The organism is [Muricauda] lutisoli (nom. illeg.) (genome assembly GCF_017313105.1).
Classification (GTDB): Bacteria; Bacteroidota; Bacteroidia; order Flavobacteriales; family Flavobacteriaceae; genus Flagellimonas; species Flagellimonas lutisoli.
This window is the reverse complement of sequence record NZ_JAFLND010000002.1, coordinates 564,914-590,189: the sequence shown is the minus strand read 5'-3', so window position 1 is coordinate 590,189 and position 25,276 is coordinate 564,914. Positions and strand designations below refer to the sequence as shown.

Genomic DNA, 25,276 nt, shown 5'->3' with positions numbered 1-25,276 from the left:
AGAACAAAAAAGGGCGGCACAATCGGCCGCCCTTTTTTGTTCTATACTTTATATAAGACCTATTCCTCAGCCTGATAAACATTGTTCTCCCCATCTACATCAGCCATCAACTGAGATGGGTCGATCATAATGGCCTGTACGTTCTTCAAAGGCATGTCCAAGGTAAACTCGTACGTGGGGTAAGCCCAAGGCCAATCTTCCAAAACGGTACGTTCCAGGTTTGGATAAGGGTTTTCTTTTTCTCCGTACATCATGCGCAAGGGCACATAGTAAGTTTCTTGGGTTCCGTCTTTACCTACGACCAAAATATCCAGTGGCATAGGCATTTCACCAATACGTTCCATGGTTACTTTGGTGTTTTCGCCATCGGCCTCAACACTTTTAATTCCGTAATCAATAGTGTTGGTGGTCTGTGTCCAATCGGTCAAATACCAGTTGAGTTCCATACCGGACACCTTTTCCGCAGTTCTTTTGATATCGTTCGGCACAGGATGTTTGAACTTGAAATCCTCAAAATATTTTTGAATGGCCTCCATCAACTTATCCTGACCGATAATGTATCCCAACTGCGACAAGAATATAGATCCTTTGCTATAAGCGGAAACGCCATAGGCAAAATTGGTCGTGTACCTGTCTGCATGGGTGGACTGCGGCATTTCCAAACCGGAATTGACCAAGGCGTAGTATCCGCGATAAGATCCCTCGAAGGGGTTTTGCTTGTTTTGCTCCATAATCTGGTTCATGCACAAGCTACTGATAAATGAAGTAAAGCCTTCATCCATCCACTCATGCTCGGACTCGTTGGTGGCAAGCACATGCTGGAACCAAGAGTGGGCCATTTCGTGAACCATAACCCCTACCAAACTTCCAAATTCACGCTCACCTGTGATCAAGGTGCTCATGGCATATTCCATTCCGCCATCACCTCCTTGTACTACGGAATATTGCTCATAAGGGTATTTCCCTACGTTATTGCTGAAAAAGGTCATTGCTTCTGCTGTTTTGGGCTGAAGTTTTTTCCAATTTTCATTGAATTCAGGATTGTCCTTGTAGAAGAAATGAAGTGTTGGCCCGTCTTCCATTTCATAAATGTCATGAATGTACTCTGGATCGGCAGCCCACATAAAATCGTGCACGTTGGGCGCTTTAAAGTGCCAGGTCAATGTTTTTCCCTTGGTCTTGACTTTGCTTCCAGGGGTTTCATACCCATGTCCAATTTCTTGCGGGTTTTGTAGATAGCCAGAACCTCCAACGGTGTAATCTTTGTCCAATGTGATCTTTACGTCGAAATCGCCCCAAACGCCATGAAATTCACGAGCAATATAAGGGTTGGGGTGCCATCCTTCAAAGTCATATTCCGAAAGTTTTGGATACCACTGGCTCATGGAAAGCGCTACGCCTTCCCTACTATTTCTTCCCGAACGTCTGATCTGCAACGGTACCTGGCCCTCAAAAGTCATTTCAAGTGTAGTTTTTCCTCCTGCCGGAATGGGCTTTGCTAAATCAACAACCAATATGGTACCTTCCTCGGTAAAAGTAACAGGCTGTCCATCTTGGGTCAGGGATTTCACATGCAAATACCCCATTTCGTTTTCGGATAGGGACGCAATTCTACTTTTTCCGTCTTCCATCATCCTTTTATCGGGGTCTTTGATGTTTTGGAGCCTGATATCCATTTCACTACCAGGCTGGAAGGCATTGTAGTACAAATGATAAAAAACACGACTCAATTCATCGGGAGAATTGTTGGTATAGACCAATTTTTGGGTGCCGCTGTACTGATAGGTTTCTACATCCATCTGCACATCCATGGTATAATCCACATGCTGTTGCCAGTCACCGGATGTTTGTGCACTTAACAAAAGGCCAACTCCAAAAAAGGCCGAAAAAAATAGTGTTTGTAAACGCTTCATAGGTTATTTTGAATTACTTTCTAGTGTAGTTTTTCCGTTTGAAATGTTGTTTGCTAAAATTAAGGCATTGTAGGCATTTACCATTTTGCCCGACTTTGAAATTTTATCGAAAGTGGTGGATTTTGTTTCATCACCCGCCACGATAACGGATCTTGTTGTTCTAAGACCGGACTGCATGATGATATTTTTTACTTGCGATGCGGAAAGATCCGGATGGTAAGAGCGAATCAATGCAGCAACCCCTGCAACCGCTGGTGCTGCCATTGAAGTTCCGCCCTGGAACTCATATTCGCTATTGGGCATAGTGGAATAAATCTCGGCTCCCGGAGCAAATACATCAACACGTTGTTTCCCATAATTGGAGAACGATGCCACCATTTCGGATCCATAGCTGCTAGAAAGGGCGCCAACGGTAAGCATATTGTCCACAAACTCTTGATCGCTCTCCATATCGTCGTTCGGATAATTCCTGTTTTCAGGATTTTCCAAGTCTTCACCATCATTCCCGGCAGCATGAACGATCAAAACGTCCTTGGAGGCAGCATATTTAATGGCATCGTATACCCATTCGGCTTTTGGAGAAAATGATTTTCCAAAGCTACAATTGATTATGGATGCACCATTGTCCACAGCATAGCGAATACCAAGAGCGATGTCTTTATCGTATTCATCTCCATTAGGAACGGCCCTAATACTCATAATTTCCACGTTGTTGGCCACTCCGTCCACACCAATGCCATTATTTCGCTTGGCCGCAATGATTCCCGCAACGTGCGTCCCGTGGCTTTCAGATTCCACCATATTCTTTGGATTCCCGTTTCCGTATGGCACATCGGTGATATCGTATGGGTCGTCACCTACGGGGGCTCGCCCATTAAAATCCTTGTTTAGGTTGTAATTGGCCTGCTCAGAGAAATACTTAATACCCTCTTCGAGTTCGTCCAAAACATCTGGAATACTGTCGCCATAGGTGAACATTTGGGTCAAAACTGCAACACTTTGCTCCATTTGAGCAGTTTTGGGCTCAATGGAAAGCAAGTCCTCTTTGGTGTAGTCTTCTTTGCCAAGTTCGTTTCTTACAAGCTCATCGGCACCTTTTACTACTTGAAATATTTGCTCGTACTGTTGCTTGTTCTGGACAGCTTCTGGGTATTCTTTGTCAAGTAAAAGCCTTGCTTCAGCTCTTTCGGACGCATCCCCGATGTTTAAACGAAGCATCCTAACATATTCCAATTGCTCGTTGTAAGATTCGCCCAAAAAATTATAACCGTGAACGTCGTCCACATAGCCGTTGCCATCATCATCCTTGCCATTGTTTGGTATTTCATCGGAATTGGTCCAAAGAACACCGTTAAGATCTTCGTGGTTCAAATCCATTCCCGAATCCAAAACGGCCACCACAACGGTTTTCCCTTTCTTGTTTCTTATGATCTCATTGTAGGCCTTGTCCACACTCATGCCCGGAATGGTATCGGCAATAAGGTCCAGATGGCCCCAATGTTTTTTCTCCGCTTCGGTAAGCTCGGAGACTTTTAAGGGAACGGCGTCAATATTCTCAACAGGGGTTGAAACCAACGCTGTAGATCCACAACCCATTAAAAACAGGGCGGTGAACACGGATAAGAATGCTAGTTTGTTATATGTGCGATTCATAAAATGTATTTGTAAAAGTGAGGGATTTTATTGTGATTTAAAAAGTTCGTTATACGTAAACAATTCGTTCAAGCGAACCCCTTTTTCGGTTTGTTTCAAGGAGCAGATTTGATTGTGGGCATCGTGCTCGAAGAGCAAGAGCCAATCATTTTCCGCAGCGTTATTTAAAAATGACTGTTTTTCTTTCAAGGTCAATAACGGACGTGTATCGTACCCCATCACATATGGAAGCGGAATGTGGCCTACGGTAGGAATAAGATCTGCTACAAAAACCAAGGTTTTGCCCTTGTACTTTAAATGGGGAAGCATTTGTTTATCGGTATGCCCATCCACAAAGTGGATGCCGAAACCGAGTTCCGAATTCTCCATAAAGGAGGATTCGGTTCGCTTCACAAAATTGAGTTGCCCACTTTCTTCCATAGGCAAAAGGTTCTCCTTTAAAAAAGAGGCTTTTTCCCGAGCATTGGGTTTGGTCGCCCATTCCCAATGGTCCTTGTTGGTCCAGAACTTGGCATTCTTAAATGCGGGCTCGTAACCGGTTCGGTCCTTGTTCCACTGAATGCTGCCCCCACAGTGGTCAAAATGTAGGTGGGTCAAAAAAACATCGGTAATATCATCTCTATGAAACCCGGCATTTTTTAAGGACTTATCCAGGGAATGATCGCCCCACAGATAGTAATAGCTAAAGAACTTTTCAGATTGCTTGTTGCCAAGTCCGTTGTCTATCAAAACAAGCCTGTCTCCATCCTCTATTAAAAGGCAACGGGCAGCAAGGTCTATCATGTTATTGCTGTCCGCAGGATTGGTTCTGTTCCAAATGGATTTGGGAACCACACCGAACATGGCCCCGCCATCTAACTTAAAATTACCGGTCTCAATGGGATAAATTGTCATTCTGAAAGTAAAATGGGATGCAAAATAAGAAAAGCACTGTCCAAATGGCGAAAAAATAAGGATATATTGGCCGTATTTTAACAAAAAGAAGATAAGTGCCACTAAATAGGGCAAAGTTTAAGGAGATAGGGTCTTTTCCTTCTGCCCACTTAAAGCCGTCTAGAATGATTATCTAAAAGAAAAACAGTAAATTTCCACAAAACTTAGACCATGCTCGAACTTGCTGGAATTATAATTCTTGGCATTATTGCTCAATGGGTGGCTTGGCGGTTTAAATTGCCGGCAATTTTGCCCCTTATATTGATAGGGTTGTTGGTAGGCCCCATAGCAACTTTATATACAGAAGACGGATCAAAACTTATAGAACCTATTTGGAACGGCGAAAAAGGGCTGTTTCCTGGTGAAGGATTATACTATTTTGTGTCTTTGGCCATTAGTGTCATTCTTTTTGAAGGCGGACTAACATTAAAAAGGGCCGAAATATCCAATGTTGGACCAGTGATCACCAAATTGATTACCATCGGGACGATTGTTACGTTTTTTGGTGCTGGTGTAGCAGCACATTATATTTTTGGACTTTCTTGGCAGATTTCCTTTTTGTTTTCCGGTTTGATCATTGTTACGGGACCAACGGTAATCACCCCTATTTTAAGGAACATTCCTCTTAAAAAAGATGTGTCCGCCGTACTAAAATGGGAAGGAATCCTAATAGACCCTATTGGTGCCTTGGTAGCGGTATTGGTGTTTGAGTTTATAAGTGTTGGGGAAGGGCAAGCCTTTACCCAAACGGCACTTGTTGAGTTCGGTAAAATTATCCTGTTCGGGACCACTTTCGGTTTCACCTTTGCACATGCTTTGGCCTTTGCCATAAAACGAGATTTTATTCCACATTATTTGCTCAATGTAGTTTCGTTGAGTACCGTATTGTTGGTTTATGTGGAATCGGACCTTTTTGCCCATGAATCCGGTTTGTTGGCCGTGGTTGTTATGGGTATGGTATTGGGGAACATGAAACTGCCCAACATAAAGGAACTACTCTATTTCAAGGAATCCCTCAGTGTACTGTTGATTTCCATACTTTTTATACTGCTGGCGGCCAACATCAATATTAGTGATATGGAGTTGATTTATAATTGGAGAACGTTGGTGCTGTTTGCCGTAATTGTTTTTATAATTCGACCAGCAGGGGTGTTTTTGAGTTCACAAGGTTCAAATTTAAAATTCAACGAAAAACTTTTTATCGGCTGGGTAGGCCCTCGGGGTATTGTGGCAGCTGGTATTGCGTCTCTCTTTGGCTCCAAGTTAATGCAGAGAGGAGAGCCTGGGGCAGAGTATATCACACCCTTGGTGTTTATGATTGTGCTCGGCACGGTTTTATTGAATGCCACCACGGCGCGACTTTTTGCCAAACTTGTTGGAGTGTTCCTGAAGAAGTCCGAAGGTATTTTGATTATCGGTGCTTCCAAACTGTCCAGATTGATCGGTAATTATTTGAGAAAGAACAACAGGCACGTTGTACTTATCGACAATAACCAGAACAATGTGGAAAAGGCGAGAAAATTGGGGCTTGAAGCCATGACGGCCAACATTTTTTCGGATACGCTCACGGATAATATCGAACTGAACGATATGGGTTACTTGATGGCCCTAACAGGGAATTCGGACATCAACAAGTTTGCAATCAACAAGTTCCAAAAACAGTTTGGTGAAAATGGAGCGTTCCGTTTGGTAAACACCGAAGAAGTGAACGATCCGGAGAATAATCCAAAAGAAGGACTCTTTTCGCATACCGATGACTTCATCCAACTAATGGATACAGTACGTAAGCACCCAACCATTCATGAAATTGATCTTGAGAACAAAGAGCACTATGACAAATTGATCGACATTACCTACAAGGAGCGGGATATTGTTCCCCTGTTTACCAAATCCCCAAATGGAAGTATCGAGATCATTCCGGCCAACAGCAAGGATTTTACCCCTAAAGGAGAAGGCTATAAATTAGTTTATTTGGGTAAAATATTGGATTTGGATGAGGATAATGACGATGAGGAGTAACCTTTATCCTAAGATGGCCGACAGTTAATCGTTCAATTTAAGAACGGCCATAAATGCTTGTTGTGGAATTTCCACATTCCCGACTTGGCGCATCCGTTTTTTACCCTTTTTCTGTTTTTCCAAAAGTTTTCTTTTACGGGAAATGTCCCCTCCGTAGCATTTGGCCGTAACGTCCTTTCGCAAGGCTTTTATGGTTTCCCTGGAAATTATTTTGGATCCAATCGCAGCCTGAATCGGAATGTCGAACTGTTGTCTTGGGATCAGTTCTTTTAATTTCTCGCACATCTTTTTACCGATGTGGTAAGCATTATCAAAGTGAACCAAGGCCGATAGCGCATCAACAGGTTGCGCATTTAGCAGTATATCCACCCGCACCAACTTGGAAGGTCGCATCCCGATTGGAGAATAGTCGAACGAGGCATATCCTTTGGAAACGGTTTTTAGACGGTCGTAAAAGTCAAAAACGATTTCTGCCAAAGGCATATCAAAAACCAACTCCACCCGTTCCGTGGTCAAATATGTTTGATTAACGATTTGCCCACGTTTTTCTATACAAAGGGACATTACGTTACCCACAAAATCAGCTTTGGTTATGATTGTTGCTTTAATATATGGCTCCTCGACCCTATCAATAGTTGAGGGGTCGGGCAAGTCGCTTGGATTGTTAACGATGATAGGCTCTAGGTCCCCTTTGGTGGTATAAGCGTGATAGCTTACGTTGGGAACCGTAGTAATAACTGTCATGTCAAACTCTCGTTCCAAACGCTCTTGAATGATTTCCATGTGCAGCATTCCCAAGAACCCGCATCGAAATCCAAAGCCCAAAGCAGCACTGCTCTCGGGCGTAAACACCAAAGAGGCGTCATTCAATTGCAATTTTTCCATTGAAGATCGTAAATCCTCAAAATCTTCGGTATCCACGGGATAAATACCGGCAAAAACCATAGGTTTTACATCTTCAAACCCGCCGATCGGGTTTTTTGTCGGGTTGGCCGAATCGGTAATGGTATCTCCCACTTTTACTTCTCGGGCGTCTTTAATTCCTGTAATCAAATAGCCTACATCGCCAGTTGAAATCTTCTTTTTAGGGATTTGGGTAAGTTTTAACGTCCCAATTTCATCCGCTTCATAGGATTTGCCCGTGGCAACAAATTTAATTTTTTGTCCTTTGGTGATTTCTCCATTAACCACACGGAAATAGGTCTCAACCCCTCTAAAAGGGTTGTAAACAGAATCAAAAACCAAGGCTTGCAAGGGTTCATCGGGGTTTCCTTTAGGCGGCGGAATACGCTCAATGATCGCCGTTAAAATCTCTTCGATACCAATCCCCGTCTTAGCACTGGCGGGAATTACTTCTTCGGGCTTACAACCCAAAAGATCCACGATATCGTCCGTAACTTCTTCGGGGTTTGCACTGGGAAGGTCCACTTTGTTGAGGACGGGTATAATTTCCAAATCGTTTTCCAGTGCCAAATAAAGGTTGGAAATCGTCTGTGCCTGAATGCTTTGTGCTGCATCTACCACTAATAGGGCACCTTCACAAGCTGCTATAGATCGAGATACTTCGTATGAAAAATCGACGTGACCAGGAGTGTCGATGAGGTTAAGGGTGTAGGTTTCACCATTGTGCTCGTAGTCCATTTGAATGGCGTGACTCTTAATGGTGATACCGCGTTCGCGCTCCAAGTCCATATTGTCCAATAACTGGTCCTGTTTTTCACGTTCGGTCACCGAGCCTGTAAAATCCAACAAACGGTCTGCCAAGGTACTTTTACCGTGGTCTATATGTGCAATAATGCAAAAATTCCTGATCTTCTCCATATCAACAATAACATACCCTAAAAAAAGGATATAATCAACTGCAAATATAATTGTTTTAAATACCTGTATATGGTTTTTTCTGAATAAGAAAATTCGTTCCTATTCCGCTCAAAAATAATTTCTTAGATTTGATGTTCAACCCAAACCTCTAATGAAGAACCTCACCTCTATTGTTTTATTGGTGTTTTTTACAATATGTGGCACATACGGCCAAACCTTTACCATAACTGGAAAGGTGGTGGACGAACAAAATCAGACAATACCGTACGCCAATATTTTACTGCTGCAAGCTACCGACTCCACTTTTGTTCAAGGGACTTCTGCCAACGAGGAGGGCTTTTTTGAGCTTTTGCAGGTGGAACCAAACCTTTATTTGTTACAGGCCAGTTATGTGGGCAGGGGCTCCGAGCCAAGAGCATTGGATATTAAAAATGATGTTTCCCTTGGAGCATTGATTATTCCTATGGCAAGCAACGAGTTGGATGAGGTGGTGGTCAGTGCGCAACGACCAAAGCTGCAACGATTGCCAGACAGACTTGTCTTTTCGGTAGAAAACACGGTGGTTTCCCAAGGAACATCATGGGATATCCTTAAAAATACGCCTGGGGTGATCGTCAACCAAGATGAACTGTTGATCCGTGGTCAGAATGCGACGGTCTATCTCAACGATAGAAAAGTACAGCTTTCGGGACAAGAGGTGCAGGATTTGTTACAGGGGCTTTCGGGGACCAACATTAAATCGGTGGAAGTAATAGCGAATCCTCCAGCGAGTTATGATGCCGAAGGCGGCCCCATATTGAACATTGTGACCAGTAAAAATATTGTTCCAGGATATAAGGGGAGCGTCAACGGAACCTTCACACAGGCCGTTTTTCCTAAATTCAGTATAGGAACCAGTCATTATTACAAAACGGACAAGCTCAATCTGTTTGCCAACTATACCATCAACCCTAAAAAAGAGGTCAATAAAACCAGAAAGGGCATTAATTTTATGGATAATGCCAACAACGTTTTTTCTGTTTGGGATACGGATTACAACCAAACGGACCGGTCTCAATCGCAAAATGCGAGCTTTATTTTGGATTACGATTTTGATGAGCGCAATAACTTGAATGTCACTTCTAACCTACTTTTCAATCTAGATCAAGAGCAACAAACACTTCTTGATAATGAAATGAGGAATGGCCAAGCTCAATTGGATTCCACGTTTACCACACAGAACAATGCCAACATGGACAATACCAACTTGGCATTCGACCTGACCTACGTGCACAAGTTAAAAAAAGAGGGTGCTCAAATCAGGGCCAATGGCCATTATACCTACTTTAATGGGGAGATGTTCCAACGGCTGTCCTCCGATTATTTTGATGCCGACGGGGCGTTTTTGAGGGATTTCGGGGTTGATACCGACTCGGACCAAGAAATAAAGATTTTTACGGGACAACTGGATTATGCTACCCCGATCGGCAGTGCTTCTTTTGAGTCCGGAGCGAAGATTTCATCGATTACCTCGGAAAACACGATGAACTTTTTCAATTTTAATGGAACCAGCAATACGGTCGATGCTTCACAGTCGGACAGGTATATTTATGATGAGGACGTGTACGCCGCTTATTTGAGTTTTGTGAAAAACTGGGAAAAATGGTCCATGAAGTTGGGTGTTCGCGGAGAGCTCACCAAGGCCGAAGGAAACTCCATTACTTTGGGAGAGACCAATAGCCAAGATTTTTTTGAACCGTTTCCGTCCGTGTACTTGCTTTACTCGCCATCGGATAAGCATAGCTTTTCTTTTGATTATGGACGAAACATCAACAGGCCCAAGTACAACGACTTGAATCCTTTCCGGTTTTTCTACAATGAAAATGATTATGAGGAGGGAAACCCTGGGCTAAGGCCCAGCTTCAGCAACAATTTCAACTTTAACTATACGCTAAACAGCGAATATTTCTTTGATGTGTACTATCGCGATAATGGAAGTAACATCGCTTATTTGGTATTTCAGGACAACGATAACCAAACCTTGGTGGAACTCAAACAAAATGTGTTGGACAGTAAATCCTATGGATTGGACTTTACCTTGAGCAAAGCCATTGCCCCTGCTTGGTTTATGTATGCTTACACCTCTTTGTTCCACGAAGAAGAGACCTATTTGGCCGAAGAAAGTGGCAACGTTCCCTTTACGAACGAGGTGAACGGAGTGTATGCTTATTTGGGCAATTATTTGACCTTGTCCAAGGACGGGACCTTTACCGGAGAGATTACCGGCACCTATATTTCCAAGTTTCTTTTTGGGTCGTATGTATCCGATGAGCAATTTAATTTGACCATTGGTTTAAGAAAGACTTTGTTCGATAATAAAATCACCCTTTCGCTCGCTGCAGAGGATATCTTGGAGCAGTACGTGCCCACCTATCGTTCGCAGTACCTCAACCAGGACAACTTTTACCGAAGACGCCCCGAAACGCAGTTTATCCGCTTTGGGTTTACCTATAACTTTGGAAACTTCCGGTTGGAGGATAACGAGCGTGGAATCGATAAAAATGAGCGAGATCGACTTCAATCGCAGGACTAGCTTTTTGGTTTTAAGCTATTTTGTACTTTTGCAGTCCAAAAAACCGTAGGATTTGCCAAAAATTGGAAACATAGAACTTCCTGATTTTCCGCTTCTTCTAGCTCCGATGGAAGATGTGAGCGACCCTCCTTTCCGTAAATTGTGCAAGGAGCAGGGCGCCGATGTGGTGTATACCGAGTTTATTTCTTCCGAAGGATTGATCAGGGATGCCGCCAAGAGTGTCATCAAACTTGACATTTATGAAAAGGAACGTCCTGTGGGCATACAGATTTTTGGTGCTGAACTGGATTCTATGCTTCAGGCCGTGGATATCGTGGAAAAATCCAATCCCGACATCATCGACATCAATTTTGGTTGTCCTGTTAAAAAGGTGGTGAGCAAAAATGCCGGCGCAGGTATTTTGCGGGATATTCCTTTGATGGTAAAGCTGACCGAGGAAATCGTAAAGCGAACCAAATTGCCCGTAACGGTTAAGACACGTTTGGGTTGGGACCAAAGCTCCATCAAAATTGTTGAAGTTGCTGAAAGATTGCAGGATGTTGGTATTGAGGCCATTTCCATTCATGGTCGTACCCGTGTGCAAATGTACAAGGGCGAAGCCGATTGGAAGCCCATTACCGAGGTAAAGAACAACCAACGGATGCACATTCCGGTTTTTGGCAACGGTGACGTGGATACCCCCGAAGCGGCGGTAAAAATGCGTGACGAATACGGATTGGACGGGGCCATGATCGGTAGGGCAAGCATTGGATATCCTTGGTTTTTTAAGGAAGTAAAGCACTATTTTAAAACAGGCGAGCATTTAGCGCCCCCAACGATGCAGGAACGTGTTGAGGCAGCCCGAAGACACTTACAAATGGCCATCGATTGGAAAGGCGAAAAACTGGGTGTTTTTGAAACAAGAAGGCACTACACCAACTATTTTAAGGGCATACCACACTTTAAGGAATACCGAATGAAAATGGTGACCAGCGACGATGCTGCAGATGTTTTTGCCGCCTTTGATGAGGTTCAGGAAAAATTCGGGGATTACCAGTTCGCTTAAGCGGAAATCAATTTATGGGTGATTCGGCTGCTCGCAATTTTTGAAGAGATAAAGCCCAAGACCACTATAGTTCCGATTACAATCAACAAGTTAAGGACATTGAATTCCACAGGATAGGCCAGTGAAGGGGTAATCTTCAACCATCCGAATACCAGTTGGGACACGATCAACAAAGAGCCTATCAGCACACCAATCAACCCACCAAAAGAGGTAACCAATATGCCTTGGATAAAATAGATACGGCGCAATTCTTTGATCGTTGTACCAAGACTGAATAGCGTTTTGGAGTTCTGTTGCTTGTCCAAAATCATCATAATAATGGCCCCAACAACATTAAAAAGGGCAATGATCAACACCAAGGTAAAAATCAAATAGGTGGCCAAATTTTCCGTGTTCAGCATACGGTAGAGTGAGGTGTTCTGTTCCCTACGTGTCAAAACAGAGGCTTTTTCACCCAAAACCTCGACAATGGAATTCCTGACGTCATTTGGGGATGCATTTTCCATCAATTTAAAATTGATGCCTGAGATTTCGGTACTATCTTTCCGTAAAAGATCTTGAACTAAAGGAAGACGGGCGAAAACATATTTTTTGTCCAAAGACTCCTCAACAGCATACACGCCGCTCACCACCAAGGCAAGGTCGTTATAAGGCTTGGAATTAAGCCCTTGTTGTGAAAAAGAACCCTCGCCAGGTTTAGGGACCAAAACTTCCATAGCGGTCCTGTTGTTCATGGGTACGCCCAAAAGGTTGTAAATCCCAAAGCCAATAACACCATTGTACACATCGGAACCCCAATTCCCAAAAATAAGGGTGCTGTCTACCCCAGTAACGGCGCGGTAGTTTTCGTCCACCCCTTTAATGTAGGCAATGGTACTTTTTTCTTTATAAGTCAGGTAGGCCCGCTCTTCCAGTTCCTTGGAAAAATTGGCCAGCCCCTCGATTTCAGCAAGGGCCGATGCTTCATCCTCAGAAAGGGTAAAATGCTTGCCCACTGTGGGGGAAGCCTTCAAATCGGGATCAAAGGTATTGGAAAAGGAAAGGCTGAATGTCTTTAGACCTGCAAAAGCGGAAAGTACAATAAACAGGGCCGCGGAACCTATCACAATCACCAAAAAAGTGATGAAATTGATGATATTTACCGCATTTTGGCTGCTTTTGGACCGTAAGTAACGCTTTGCGATATAAAGGGGAAAATTCAAAATCAGGATTTCTTACGTTTGTCGAGCAGGTCCCTGTTCTCGATAGGGTTTTCTTCTCGCTTCAATGATTTTTCGATCCCTTCGATGTACTCCAAGGAATCATCCAGATAAAAATTGAGCTCTGGCACACGCCTTAACTGGTGTTTGGTACGTTGGGCCAATTCGTGGCGTATGGCCACTTGACTCTCTTTGATGCCCTCCAACAGCGCTTTGGCATCCTTATTCGGAAAAATGCTTACATACACCTTGGCCAAGGATAGATCTACGGTTACGGAAACCTTGGACACGGATATCAAAGTTCCCTTGAGGCCACCATCGGTAGCGGCACGCTGTAAAATATCGGCTAGGTCTTGTTGAATGATTCCTGCTATTTTTTTCTGTCGTTGTGTTTCCTCCATACTGCAAAAATAAGCGAATTAATGACTAACCTCACGCTATTAACCATTTACAGTGTGTAATTTTGAAAAAAGGTGAACATTTTAAAGTGTATTATAGCTCCTATGGATAAAATTGAACATATCGGAATTGCAGTGAAGGACTTGGAAGCATCCAATACGTTGTTTGAAAAACTTTTGGGCGTGCCCCATTATAAGGTTGAGGAAGTGGCCTCGGAAGGGGTAAAGACCTCTTTCTTTAAATCAGGCCCCAATAAGATTGAATTGTTGGAGGCGACCAAGGCCGATAGTCCCATTGCCAAATTTTTGGAGAAGAAGGGAGAGGGCATCCATCATGTTGCCTTTGCGGTGGAAGACATTGTTTCTGAAATTGAACGGTTGAAAGGCGAAGGCTTTGTTGTTTTGAATGAAACACCCAAAAAAGGAGCAGACAACAAATTGGTCGCATTTTTACATCCAAAGGGCACCAATGGTGTACTGGTAGAGCTTTGCCAAGAAATAAAAGAAGGGTAGAGCCGTTAAAACCTTGCGCTGAAGAAAAATAAACACTAATATTGCATCCGCAAAATGCGGGTCCTATAGCTCAGCTGGTTAGAGCACCTGACTCATAATCAGGGGGTCCCTGGTTCGAGCCCAGGTGGGACCACATAAAACCCTTTCAAGTCTCTGATTTGGAAGGGTTTTTTAATTAAAATGGTTCGTTCCCAAACAACTCCTTAAAACATATATCAACCGAATTCCAAGAATTCACTAATTTGCTATAAAGGAGAATACCATGCTCACGGCCGAACAAAAACTCAAGGAACGCATTAAGGAACTTACTTGTTTGTATGAGGTAACCTCACTTATCGTCAATTGTGATTATGACGATATGGAAACGGCACTGCTCGGTATTGTGCAATGTTTGGAGCGAGCTTGGCAGTTCGATCAGGAAACTTATGTGGAGCTGTCCACCCCGGATTACTTTATAAACACAGAGGAGAAGGGCGACGCCTATGTTTTTTTGGAGTCGGCAATTACCGTATTCAACAAACCGCAGGGCATTATAAAGGTCGGGTACCCGTCCCCAAAATACCAGCTCAAGGATTTTTTGGAAGAGGAGCAGCAACTATTGGACAATGTTTGCCTTAAGGTGGGCAATTTGTTGGAGCGGAAGGAAATCAAAGAAAAGGAAGAGCACATCCGCCGACAAGTGGAGCAATCGGATAGGCTTCGCATCTTGGGGGAGATCACTGCGGGCATTGCCCACGAGCTGAATACGCCGCTCGCCAACATTCTGGGTTTTACCGAACTGTTAAAGGAGCACATCAGCGATGACCCCCAAGCACTCAAAGATCTGGACAAGATCATCACCAACACCATATTTTCGCGGGAAGTGGTGAAAAAACTGATGTTCTTCGCCTGCGAAATGCCGGAAACACGGGAAGTCATCAATGTGGTTGAGGTAATCGAGGACGCCATCAATATGCTTCGAACCACCTTGCGCCAAAACGAGGTCTCATGCGAATTTGAACACTCCGAAGACAACATCCAACTGCGCATCGATAAAATCCAACTCACCCAAGTGGTCTTCAACTTGATCGTGAACGCAATCTATTTTGCACCGCCAAAAAGTACTATTTCGGTTTCCCTTACAACCGAAAAAGACAACGTCATTTTAAAAATTGCCGATCAGGGTCCTGGAATTCCAGAGGAATCCATCCCCCATATTTTTGACCCGTTTTTCACCACAAAACCCGTTGGCGAGGGATCGGGACTGGGCCTTAGCGTAGTGCACGGCATTGTGCAGAGTCACCATGGAAGTATTGAGGTTACCGCAAATACCCCAACAGGCACTATCTTTACATTGCAATTCCCTAAAAAGTAAGCGCTTTGTTGAAAAAGGAGAACATATTGCTCGTTGATGACGACATCGATATTCTTGAGCTGCTGCAGCGGCATTTAAAATCGCTGGATTACCATACATACAAGGCCGTTTCGGTAAAGGAGGCGCTATACATCTTAAAAGATACCGAGATAGATCTGTTGGTAACGGACATTAATATGCCAGAGATTGATGGACTGCAGTTGGTAAAATATGTCGCCGAACATTATCCGGATATGCCCAAGTTGGTAGTAACCGGATTTCCGTCCGTGGAAGATGCGTCAAATGTGATCAAACATGGGGCAACAGATTATTTGACCAAGCCCTTTACCAAAGCGGAACTGGAAGCCGCTGTAAAAAAGGCGCTGGCCAGCAAGGAAGCCAAGCAAGCTTTTAAAAGACCGCAAGTAAGACCTGTTGCCACCAATGGTTATGCCGATATGATCGGGGATTCCGAAGCTTTCCAAAAAGTTACGGAGATCATTGATCGGGTTAAGGACAACCGAGCCACGGTTTTGGTGCGCGGGGAAAGTGGAACAGGAAAGGAACTGGTGGCACGGGCCATCCATTATTCCGGTAAATTTGCAAGAGCCCCTTTCATTGCGGTGAACTGTGGTGCCATTCCCGAAAATTTGTTGGAAGCCGAACTTTTCGGTTATACCAAAGGTGCTTTTACAGGTGCCAATGAAAACCGTGACGGATTTTTCCAGGCGGCACACAAGGGAACGATTTTTTTGGATGAAATCGGAAATGCCACCCTACCAGTTCAAAATAGATTGCTCAGGGTGCTTCAAGAGAAAGAAGTTACCAAAATCGGCTCCCAAAAACCTGAAAAATTAGATGTCAGGGTCATAGCTGCCACCAATAGTGATTTGGACGAACTCATTCAAAAGAAAACTTTTCGTGAGGACCTTTTCTATCGTCTTTCCGTGGTTACCGTAGATGTGCCACCACTTAGGGAACGCACTTCGGACATCCCTTTATTGGTGGACAAATTCATGCAGAAATATGGCATTGAGTACAAGGACCGTTTTGTCCGTATTGCTGATGAAGCCCTTGAAGTGTTGAAACGATATTCTTGGCCAGGCAATATCCGAGAGCTGGAAAACGTGGTGCAACGTGCCGTAATCATGTGTGATGGAAAAATCACTTTAGAACACCTTCCCGATGAGTTGAAGTACAAAATCGACTTTCCTGAAAAGGGATTTAAAACACTTCAGGAAAAAGAAAAAGAATACATACGGGAAGTACTCCTATCCACTCAGGGCAACAAGACCAAAGCAGCCGAAATTTTGGGAATCAACCGTAAAACACTGCGCGAAAAACTTAAATAAACCCTGGGGTATTTCGCCCCACCCGGGTAAAAATCACCCACCCACACTTTTCTTTACTTTAAGCAAAACAAAATGTAAATCATTGTTTTACAATGTTTTAAATATGAAATGAAAAGAAAGTCCTTTCAAATGGCACAGGCTTTGCCTTTTTATGATAAAAATGCTGGGATGCTGATTTTTCAGTCTCCCGTCCGTTAAGAAATGAAAATGAAATACGGAAGCTTGATCATGGAAAAAAAGGATTACCTAACGCTCAAACGAATACTGAACTTCCATAGGTTTTATGAAGACTACGCACATAAGGACGCCTTGGAACAGTTGAGCGAAAGAGTAGATCGGGCCTTGGTGGAGGACGAGATGGATATGCCGGACGATGTGGTTCGGTTAAACTCCAAGGTAACGGTGGAATTTGTGCAGGGAGCACAACAAACGTTTCAACTGGTTCCATCGACCAGAGGAGATCTTAAAAAGAATATGGTTTCCATTGTAAGTACCCTGGGAGCAAGCTTAGTAGGACTGGCGGTCGGCGATTACATCCAACTTGGATTTCCCTCGGATGTTCAATCCTTCAAGATAGTCGGTGTGGAACACTCGCACCAATTATCATCCAGTTTTGATGTATAGAAAAAAGTATGAAAATTAATTGTAAACCCTAAATATATATAGTTATGAGAATGATAATTTTTGCACTTCTTTTTGTGGTGGCTACCACAAATATCAACGCACAAAGCGTAAACCCGCAAGAGGTTAAAGTTGGCGATGTTTTGGAAATTGGGCGTCCCGATACGCCCCAGTTCAAACATATTGATTTTCCCAGGGCCAATTTTATTATTAAAAAAGGAGGGATAGCCAACTACAAAAGAGTGGTGGGCAACAAAGTTGTGGTTACCGAAATCAAAGAGAAAAAAGATGGTACCGTAATGGTAAAAATCAAAAAAACCGATGGAAAAAGATTTTTTAACAGCCATCCGGTAGTCAAAGCAGATTTGAAGAATGCACTTGAGTCTGGCGAGTTAAGTGTACTGTAGTTGATTGATGACTTTCCGCCCGGCCTCACACATTTGGATTTGCTCGATTAGAATGGTTAGCTAAAAGCTGGGCGGATTTGCATCCACATAAAATTTTTAATATCATCCACTTATATTTTTAATTCTATTCATGTAAAAACCCTAAAAAGATGCCAAAAAGAAGAACAATAAAGCAACGAATTAATGCAGGTTTTGTACTTGCAGCCGCATTTTTATTGGTTTTAGCATCTAACCGGTTAAACAACAGGAACTTTAGTACGGTTGAGCATGGAGTAAACTCTGTTTTTGAAGATCGCCTGGTTGTTCAGGAATATATTTATAGGCTCAACAACCTTTTTCATGAAAAAGAATTATTCTTGGCCAACAATGCGTTGACCAATAAATCAATTCCACAATACCCGGAGATCAAAAATATCCTTACGGATTTTGAAAAGACCGATTTAACAGTTGAGGAAGCGCAATATCTATCAAATCTGAATGAAAATTATGCGGCGCTCAAAACTTTGGAAGCCAATCAGCACAATAATGACGGATCCAAAGAAGAAATTGTCTCCATATTACATAGCATAAGTAAAAACCTTGACAATCTTGCAGAGGTACAACTATCTGAAGGAAGACAGCTCACGCAGCAATCCAAAAGGTCACTCGGAATGAATCAGATGTTATCCAGTTTGGAAATCGTGTTTTTGGTTATTATAGGAATACTTTTTCTTATTATCGTTTTTCATAAAGATAAACCGGACATGGAACTTGTGGAAGACAAAACTTAATCCACTTCTAAAATGGATTGCTCTTTCCCATTAAAAACAAAGTGTTCCCCTTTTTCCTTTCCGAGTAACAATCTTGCAATGGGTGCATTGGCCGAAATGCAGTAAACTACATTCCCTTCTTTCTTAAAAGAACCTGCGGAAATGGCAATAAAATAATCTGCCATACTTGTTTTTACCAAAGAACCCAAACGTATTTTGTCTGAAGGTTTTTCAACGTTGATCTTGTTCAGAATGCTTCGTGTTGCATTGAGTTCCTGTAATTGCTGGCCAAGCTTTTCCTGTTCCAACTGTACCATGGCCCTTCCCGTTTCATGCTTGTCACCTGCGGAGCTTTTGGTTTCGGAGCCCAAGGACTCTTGGAGTTCATGGCTCTGTTTTTTGAGACGCTCTGTTCGTTCGTTCACCTGTTTCCAGCAAAATTCTAAAAGCTCTTTTTTCATGATTTTGATTAGGCAAAAGTAAGTCGGAAGACGGTTTCTGTATGTGGGACCGAACGCACTTGAATACTTCCGCCATGAAGTTGCATCACCCGTTTGGAAAGACTGAGCCCAATACCTGTTCCCTCGTTTTTTGTAGTGAAAAAAGGCACAAAAATTTCGTCTATAACCTCGGGTGGAATGCCCGGTCCGTTGTCTCTGATGTCGATAAATTTTGAGCCATTTTCATCAATTCCCGCGGTCACCTGTACCTTTCCGCCTTTGGTGGAATCCACGGATTGCAAACCATTTTTGGCCAAGTTGATCAGCACTTGGGAAATCTGTTTTTCGTCAATATAGAACTCCAAGTCCTCTGGTTGGCAAATAGTGGAGAACTCACTCTCCCCGTCAATCAATCGGGCGGACATGAGCACGTCGATTTTTTCCAAAAGCTCCTTCCCTTTTACCAAGGATTTATTAGGTTCCGGCACGTGCAATAAACTTCGGTACGATTGCACAAAATCCATAAGGTCCCCTCCCTGCTCTTTGATGACCTCCAGACCTTTTAAGGTATTTTTGATTTGACCCTCTTCCAATTCTTCCATCGGAGTGATCTTATCCCCTTTACGGTAATATTTGATGATGGAATCCGAAATGGAGGTAATTGGGGTAATAGTGTTCATGATCTCATGGGTCAGCACTCGGATGAGTCGCACCCACGACTCCGTTTCTTTCTCATCCAACTCTTTATGAATATCCTGTACCACGACTAATTGTAACGACTGGCGATCCAATGTCAATGGTGTTGACTTTATGGCCAATTGTGTTTGTTCCCGCTCATTGGATAATTGGAACAACTTCCGTTGAAAAGGCTTAAAATTTTTGAAGATTTGATACAGGTTTTCATCCACCTGTTTCAGTTGTTTGATATGGTTCAGAGGCGTGTAATCCAGTAATTTCTCTAATGTAGGATTTGCAAAAAGGATATGCCCTTTCTCGTTGTATGTCATGATACCAATGCTGGCCTGTTTCAGAATTTCCTGATAATATTGCTCCCTTATTTGAAGCTGTAAATGAACCTCTTGAATTAAACCATTGACCCGATTGAGGCTTCGGTTAAGTTCCTTGAAAGATTCAATGGTAACCCCTTCGGGAAAACGAAGGGTAAAATCCTCGTTCTTAATGGCATCAAAGAAATAGGCGATTTTTCGGTTCGTTCGGTTGATAAAGGTTATTAATGAAAACACCTGCACCACCAAAATAATGGCACAAAATCCGAAAGCAAAATACGATTTATAAGACAAGGAAAAGGCCAATACAATAGCGGTAAGGGTTATAAAAATAACCCTAAGGATAAGCTGAATATAAAAGTTTCTACTGGCCATTAGTTATTCTTTTTCTTCAACTTGTTGTAAAGGGTTTGGCGCGATATACCCAGTTGCTCAGCAGCGGCACTGTAATTGCCATCATTTTGCTCCAGGGCCCTATTGATCATCTGTTGCTCCATTTCGTTTAGGGTCATGAGCTCCCCATCCATCGACTGCATAGGTTTGGCATGCAGGAGGAAATCTGAAGGTTTTAATACACTGCCATCGGATAGGATAACGGCCCGTTCCATGGTATGCTGTAATTCCCGAACATTTCCTGGCCAAGGATATTCAATGAGCTTTTCCTGTGCAGTTTGATTGATGCGCAGTCCCGATTTATCGTATTTGTGGGCGAACTTTTTCAAGAAAAAATCAGCGAGTACCAAAATATCCTCATTACGATCCCGTAGCGGGGGTACTTCAATATGAATGGTGTTTATGCGGTACAACAGATCTTCACGGAACAGGCCATCCGCGACCATTTGCTCCAGATTGCAATTGGTGGCACAAATCAACCGAATGTCCACATCCACCGGTTTGTTGGAACCTACCCGAACCACAGACTTATTCTGAATGGAGGAAAGCAGTTTGGCCTGCATCTGCAAAGAAAGATTCCCGATTTCATCCAAAAATAAACTGCCTTGATGAGCAGCCTCGAATTTGCCCGCCCGGTCCTCTTTGGCATCGGTAAACGAGCCTTTGGTATGCCCAAAAAGTTCACTTTCAAACAAATTTTCGGCGATGGAGCCCATATCCACACTTATAAAGACCTCATTTTTTCTATTGGAGAGCCGATGTAGCTCACGGGCGATCAATTCTTTTCCCGTACCATTTTCACCAGTAATGAGTACGTTGACGTCCGTTTTGGCCACTTTGGCCACCAGGTTCAAAACGGAGGTCAGCGCTTTGGATTGGCCGATGATATAATTTCGCCCCTCATTAATGACCTGCTTTAAATTATTCTCCTTTTTCTTGAGATCATGGATTTCCTGTTTGGATTTTCTCAGTTCGTAAGCCGATTTTACCGTAGTCATTAAACGCTCATTGTTCCACGGCTTGAGCACAAAATCAGAAGCTCCCTGCTTGAGTGCTCTAACCGCCAAGTCCACTGCCCCGTAGGCCGTCATCATAATCACCGAGGTATGGGGCGACCTTTTTTTGATTTCGTTGAGCCAATACAATCCCTCATTTCCCGTGTTTACACCCGCAGAAAAGTTCATGTCCAAGAGCACAATATCGATGTCTTGCAGATTAGGGAAAGAAGAAATCTGGTTGGGATTAAATATGGTTTGAACGCTTTTGTACTCAAACTGCAAAAGAATCTCCAGAGCACTCAACACGCTCTTGTTATCGTCTACCACTAAAATCTTGGCATCCACCATAGGGCTTTCAGGTTCAAATTGATGGCTAAAACTAGTAATTGCTCTTATATGTTTTACATAACTGTAAAATATTTGGACATTTTTTGTACAAAATTTTTACACCAACCAAAGGGTTTGTGTAATTTTATAAATGTAACAAACTGATAATCAGCAAAAAACTATTTTGGCATAAGAATAGAAAGTAGTTTGGCACAGTATGAAACTATGAATTTAAAAATATACATAACAACCTTATTATTATTGGCTTCGTTCATCGGGGTCTCCCAAGAAGTTTGGACGCTGGAGGAATGTGTGGATTATGCCATTGAACACAATCTTCAAGTAAAGAATACCTCATATAATAACGAGTCCAGCAGAGAATCTTACAGGCAATCCATTCGCAATTTATTGCCATCTGTAAATGGGTCCACCGACTATACAATTAGGTATGGTAGGTCTGCCGACCCTCAAACCAACGATTATGTGAATACGGAATTCTTCAGTAACAATTATTCGCTCAATGCCAGTTTGGATCTGTTCCGCGGTTTTCAAAAACTGAATTCGATAAGAGCCTCCAAATTCATCTTCAAAGCGACGCAAGAAGATATTTTACAGGAAAAGTTTTTGTTGGCCTTCAGGGTAATGACGGCTTTTTACGACATCAAATTTTACGAAGGATTGGTGGCCAACACCTTGGAACAGTTGGAAATTTCACAAGCCAACTATGATTTGGTCGAAAAACAAGTGGAGCTTGGGTTAATGGCGGGTGCAGACCTGTACGAAGCGGAATCCAACCTTTTGGGCGACAAGTTCCTGTTGACGCAAAACCGAAACCAACTGGCCAATGCCAAGTTGGCTCTTTTGCAAGAAATGAATTTGACCGAAGCTTCGGATATTGCTATTCAGGAAACTTTGGAAGAGGCTTCCGTAAACGAAGACGTTACATTGGATTCTCTATACCAAAAGGCAAGGGGATTTGTGCCATTGGTCAAATCACAAGAGTATCGGGTAACCGCGGCAAAAAAACAATTACAGGCCACTAGGGGAGGGCTATTTCCATCTTTGGCCCTATTTGCTGGTTACGGAACAAGCTATTTTGAGACCAATGTGGATGAAAATGGCAATGTAATACCTTTTAGGACACAGTTCAATGATAACCAATCCAAGTTTGTGGGTGCGCAATTGAACATTCCCATTAGTAACGGGTGGACCAATCATTCGAGGGTGAAGCAACAGAAAATCGCCTATATGCAGGCAAAGAACAACCTGGAGATCCAGGAGCAGGAACTTTTTCAGTTGTTGCAGCAATTGGTCCAGGACAACCAGGCCCTTATAGCAGAATATGAACAGAGCATAAAACAGGTAGAATCGCAGCAATTGGCCTTTACCATTGCACAAAAGCGTTACGAAAAAGGATTGATCAATGCGTTGGAACTCTTTCAGGCCAAAAACCTGTACGGGGTAGCGCAGAATCAAAATTTACAGGTGGGGCTTAGGTTAAAAGTCAACCAGAGCACCATAGATTTTTACAGCGGACTGCCCATTTTTAATATCAACTAAAACATACCATGGATATACAATTAGAAAAAAAGAAAGGACTTAAACTCAAACATTACGGCTATATCGCCTTGGGCATATTGCTCTTGTTTGTGGGCTATAAATTGATTTTTGCCAGTTCCATGTCAACCTTTAGAACGGAAAAGGAACGTTTGTCCATCTCCTCGGTAACAGATGGCAAGTTTGATGACTACATAACCATCAACGGCAATGTGGCGCCAATAGCCACCATTTACATGGATGCCTACGAAGGTGGTCGTGTTTCCGAAAAGTTGATAGAAGAAGGTTCGATGGTAAAAAAAGGAGACATTATCCTAAAGCTGGAAAACATGGCGCTTTATGAGCAGATTTTGGCCAGTGAAAGTAACTTGGCACTAAAGCAGAACGACCTGCGTTCCACCAAACTCACCTTTGATTCGAGACAGGTGGAAGGAAGAAAATCCTTGGCCACTGCACAGTACGATGTGCAACGTTTGAAACGAGCTTACGAGCAGAACCAAGAGCTTTTTGAAGAAGAGTTGATTTCCAAGGAAACCTATTTAAAGTCCAAGGAAGATTACGAATTGGCACAAAAGCAATACGAAATCGTAAAACTACAAACAGAACAGGATGATGAATTGCGTGAAACTTCTTTGAAAGGTTTGGACACAGACTTGGAGCGGATGCAAAAAACATTGTCCATGGTCTATGAACGACTCGACCATTTAAATGTTCGAGCTCCCGCAGATGGCCAATTGGGATTTTTGGATGCAGAAATTGGTCAGAATATTTCGCAAGGGCAACGTATAGGGCAGATCAACGTACTTACAGATTTTAAAATTGAAGCCGATATCGATGAGCATTATATCGATCGTGTGAAACGTGACCTTTCCGCCACTTTGGAACGTAACGGAAACGAGTACGGTTTACGTTTGCGCAAGGTGTACCCCGAAGTAAGGAACGGTAGGTTCCGCGTAGACTTGGTTTTTGTGGACGAAAAACCCGAGACCATCCGAGCGGGACAAAGCTACAACATACGATTGCAACTGGGTGAATCCAACGATGCCCTTTTGTTGCCCAAAGGCGGGTTCTTCCAAAGCACCGGCGGACAATGGGTGTTCGTGGTGGGCCCCGATGGTAATGAAGCCATCAAACGCAATGTACGATTGGGAAAACAAAATTCAAGATATTATGAGGTCCTCGAGGGCCTTCAACCAGGAGAACAGGTCATTACCAGTAACTACGATAGTTTCGGTGATGCGGAACGGATTGTATTAAAATAATCCGTGGGAATGTAACATCAATCAAAAAAGAATAGTCTTTACATAAAAAACAACCATCAAAAAATGATACAGATAACAGATCTTAAAAAAAGTTTCCGAACTGAAGAGGTAGAGACCTTGGCCTTGAACGGGGTAAACTTAAAAGTGGAAGAAGGCGAATTTGTGGCCATTATGGGGCCATCTGGATGCGGGAAATCCACTTTGCTGAACATCATCGGAATGCTGGACAACCCAACCGAGGGCAGCTACAATTTTGCAGGGCATGAAGTGGGCGGACTAAAGGAAAGCCAGCGAACCCAACTACGAAAAGGCAACCTTGGGTTTGTGTTCCAAAGTTTTAACCTGATCGATGAACTCACGGTTTTTGAAAACGTTGAGCTTCCTTTGATCTACCTTAAAATGAACAAGGCCGAGCGTAGGGAAAAAGTGCAAAAAGTCTTGGAGCGCATGAAGATCGCACACAGGGAAAAGCACTTTCCACAGCAACTATCCGGAGGTCAGCAGCAAAGGGTGGCCATTGCAAGGGCCGTGGTCACCAATCCAAAATTGATCTTGGCGGATGAGCCAACGGGTAACCTGGACTCCAAAAACGGTATCGAGGTGATGAACCTGTTGACCGAACTCAACCAAGAAGGGACCACAATTGTTATGGTTACGCACTCCGATCGCGATTCGCACTATGCCCACAGGGTCATCAATCTGTTCGACGGTCAAATTGTGACTGAAAGCCAAAATAAGCCTATGAAAAGCATGGTATAGGAGTT

General features: G+C 43.1%; 21 protein-coding genes and 1 tRNA gene. 13 read left to right on the top strand and 9 right to left on the bottom strand.

Annotated elements, in window-relative coordinates:
- Window positions 1–59 precede the first annotated feature (59 nt).
- The 3 genes from J0X13_RS09960 to J0X13_RS09950 are packed head-to-tail and all read right to left on the bottom strand — an operon-like array spanning window position 60 to window position 4,460.
- A complete protein-coding gene (locus J0X13_RS09960; RefSeq protein WP_207071277.1) occupies window positions 60–1,913 on the bottom strand; it encodes a M1 family metallopeptidase in 1,854 nt (617 codons plus the stop codon).
- A 3-nt stretch (window positions 1,914–1,916) separates the two neighbouring features.
- A complete protein-coding gene (locus J0X13_RS09955; protein ID WP_207071276.1) occupies window positions 1,917–3,566 on the bottom strand; it encodes a S8 family peptidase in 1,650 nt (549 codons plus the stop codon).
- A gap of 27 nt (window positions 3,567–3,593) precedes the next feature.
- On the bottom strand, window positions 3,594–4,460 hold the full coding sequence (locus J0X13_RS09950) for an MBL fold metallo-hydrolase (protein WP_207071275.1): 867 nt from the start codon (window positions 4,458–4,460) through the stop codon (window positions 3,594–3,596).
- A 210-nt stretch (window positions 4,461–4,670) separates the two neighbouring features.
- Between J0X13_RS09950 and J0X13_RS09945 the strand changes: the two genes are divergently transcribed.
- The gene (locus J0X13_RS09945) at window positions 4,671–6,518 is read left to right on the top strand and encodes a cation:proton antiporter (RefSeq protein ID WP_207071274.1); all 1,848 of its coding nucleotides are present in this window, start codon (window positions 4,671–4,673) and stop codon (window positions 6,516–6,518) included.
- 24 nt (window positions 6,519–6,542) lie between these two features.
- Here the strand turns inward: J0X13_RS09945 and lepA are convergent, their stop codons facing one another.
- The gene (lepA, locus tag J0X13_RS09940) at window positions 6,543–8,339 is read right to left on the bottom strand and encodes a translation elongation factor 4 (protein WP_207029589.1); all 1,797 of its coding nucleotides are present in this window, start codon (window positions 8,337–8,339) and stop codon (window positions 6,543–6,545) included.
- Window positions 8,340–8,490: 151 nt separating this feature from the next.
- Here lepA and J0X13_RS09935 point away from each other — a divergent pair, with 151 nt between their 5' ends.
- Window positions 8,491–10,911: an outer membrane beta-barrel family protein gene (locus tag J0X13_RS09935; protein ID WP_207071273.1), complete on the top strand. Its 2,421-nt coding sequence runs from the start codon at window positions 8,491–8,493 to the stop codon at window positions 10,909–10,911.
- 52 nt (window positions 10,912–10,963) lie between these two features.
- The gene (dusB, locus tag J0X13_RS09930; protein WP_207071272.1) at window positions 10,964–11,956 is read left to right on the top strand and encodes a tRNA dihydrouridine synthase DusB; all 993 of its coding nucleotides are present in this window, start codon (window positions 10,964–10,966) and stop codon (window positions 11,954–11,956) included.
- On the opposite strand, the gene J0X13_RS09925 is transcribed toward dusB, so the two are convergent.
- Together J0X13_RS09925 and rbfA are read right to left on the bottom strand one after the other, a co-directional pair.
- Complete coding sequence (locus tag J0X13_RS09925) at window positions 11,953–13,158, bottom strand: ABC transporter permease (protein ID WP_207071271.1); 1,206 nt, start codon at window positions 13,156–13,158, stop codon at window positions 11,953–11,955. The genes dusB and J0X13_RS09925 overlap by 4 nt on opposite strands.
- A 2-nt stretch (window positions 13,159–13,160) precedes the next feature.
- Window positions 13,161–13,556: a 30S ribosome-binding factor RbfA gene (gene rbfA, locus J0X13_RS09920; protein ID WP_207071270.1), complete on the bottom strand. Its 396-nt coding sequence runs from the start codon at window positions 13,554–13,556 to the stop codon at window positions 13,161–13,163.
- Between the two features lie 102 nt (window positions 13,557–13,658).
- Here rbfA and mce point away from each other — a divergent pair, with 102 nt between their 5' ends.
- From mce to J0X13_RS09885, 7 genes are all read left to right on the top strand, one after another.
- Window positions 13,659–14,066: a methylmalonyl-CoA epimerase gene (gene mce, locus J0X13_RS09915; RefSeq protein ID WP_207071269.1), complete on the top strand. Its 408-nt coding sequence runs from the start codon at window positions 13,659–13,661 to the stop codon at window positions 14,064–14,066.
- 59 nt (window positions 14,067–14,125) lie between these two features.
- Window positions 14,126–14,199, top strand: a tRNA-Ile gene (locus J0X13_RS09910).
- Between the two features lie 129 nt (window positions 14,200–14,328).
- A complete protein-coding gene (locus J0X13_RS09905) occupies window positions 14,329–15,420 on the top strand; it encodes a sensor histidine kinase (protein ID WP_207071268.1) in 1,092 nt (363 codons plus the stop codon).
- Window positions 15,421–15,425: 5 nt separating this feature from the next.
- A complete protein-coding gene (locus J0X13_RS09900; RefSeq protein ID WP_207071267.1) occupies window positions 15,426–16,751 on the top strand; it encodes a sigma-54-dependent transcriptional regulator in 1,326 nt (441 codons plus the stop codon).
- A gap of 207 nt (window positions 16,752–16,958) precedes the next feature.
- Window positions 16,959–17,375, top strand: coding sequence for a GreA/GreB family elongation factor (locus J0X13_RS09895; protein WP_207071266.1), 417 nt, complete (start codon window positions 16,959–16,961; stop codon window positions 17,373–17,375).
- Window positions 17,376–17,419: 44 nt separating this feature from the next.
- The gene (locus J0X13_RS09890) at window positions 17,420–17,779 is read left to right on the top strand and encodes a hypothetical protein (RefSeq protein WP_207028587.1); all 360 of its coding nucleotides are present in this window, start codon (window positions 17,420–17,422) and stop codon (window positions 17,777–17,779) included.
- 149 nt (window positions 17,780–17,928) lie between these two features.
- Window positions 17,929–18,549 carry a hypothetical protein gene (locus J0X13_RS09885; RefSeq protein ID WP_207071265.1) on the top strand — a complete coding sequence of 207 codons (621 nt, stop codon included), beginning with the start codon at window positions 17,929–17,931 and terminating at the stop codon, window positions 18,547–18,549.
- On the opposite strand, the gene J0X13_RS09880 is transcribed toward J0X13_RS09885, so the two are convergent.
- From J0X13_RS09880 to J0X13_RS09870, 3 genes are read right to left on the bottom strand one after another with little or no spacing between them, the layout of a single operon-like run.
- Window positions 18,546–18,989, bottom strand: a complete 444-nt coding sequence (locus J0X13_RS09880) for a 3-oxoacyl-ACP synthase (RefSeq protein ID WP_207071264.1) — start codon at window positions 18,987–18,989, stop codon at window positions 18,546–18,548. The genes J0X13_RS09885 and J0X13_RS09880 overlap by 4 nt on opposite strands.
- Window positions 18,990–18,997: 8 nt before the next feature.
- On the bottom strand, window positions 18,998–20,350 hold the full coding sequence (locus J0X13_RS09875) for a sensor histidine kinase (RefSeq protein ID WP_207071263.1): 1,353 nt from the start codon (window positions 20,348–20,350) through the stop codon (window positions 18,998–19,000).
- The gene (locus tag J0X13_RS09870) at window positions 20,350–21,714 is read right to left on the bottom strand and encodes a sigma-54-dependent transcriptional regulator (RefSeq protein ID WP_207071262.1); all 1,365 of its coding nucleotides are present in this window, start codon (window positions 21,712–21,714) and stop codon (window positions 20,350–20,352) included. The genes J0X13_RS09875 and J0X13_RS09870 overlap by 1 nt, the downstream gene beginning before the upstream one ends.
- A 204-nt stretch (window positions 21,715–21,918) precedes the next feature.
- Between J0X13_RS09870 and J0X13_RS09865 the strand changes: the two genes are divergently transcribed.
- The 3 genes from J0X13_RS09865 (at window position 21,919) to J0X13_RS09855 (ending at window position 25,271) form a co-directional block, all read left to right on the top strand.
- Window positions 21,919–23,253 (top strand): TolC family protein, encoded by a 1,335-nt coding sequence (locus J0X13_RS09865; protein WP_207071261.1) that lies wholly within the window; start codon window positions 21,919–21,921, stop codon window positions 23,251–23,253.
- 8 nt (window positions 23,254–23,261) lie between these two features.
- Window positions 23,262–24,512: an efflux RND transporter periplasmic adaptor subunit gene (locus J0X13_RS09860; RefSeq protein ID WP_207071260.1), complete on the top strand. Its 1,251-nt coding sequence runs from the start codon at window positions 23,262–23,264 to the stop codon at window positions 24,510–24,512.
- Window positions 24,513–24,575: 63 nt separating this feature from the next.
- On the top strand, window positions 24,576–25,271 hold the full coding sequence (locus tag J0X13_RS09855; protein WP_127136420.1) for an ABC transporter ATP-binding protein: 696 nt from the start codon (window positions 24,576–24,578) through the stop codon (window positions 25,269–25,271).
- Window positions 25,272–25,276 lie beyond the last annotated feature (5 nt).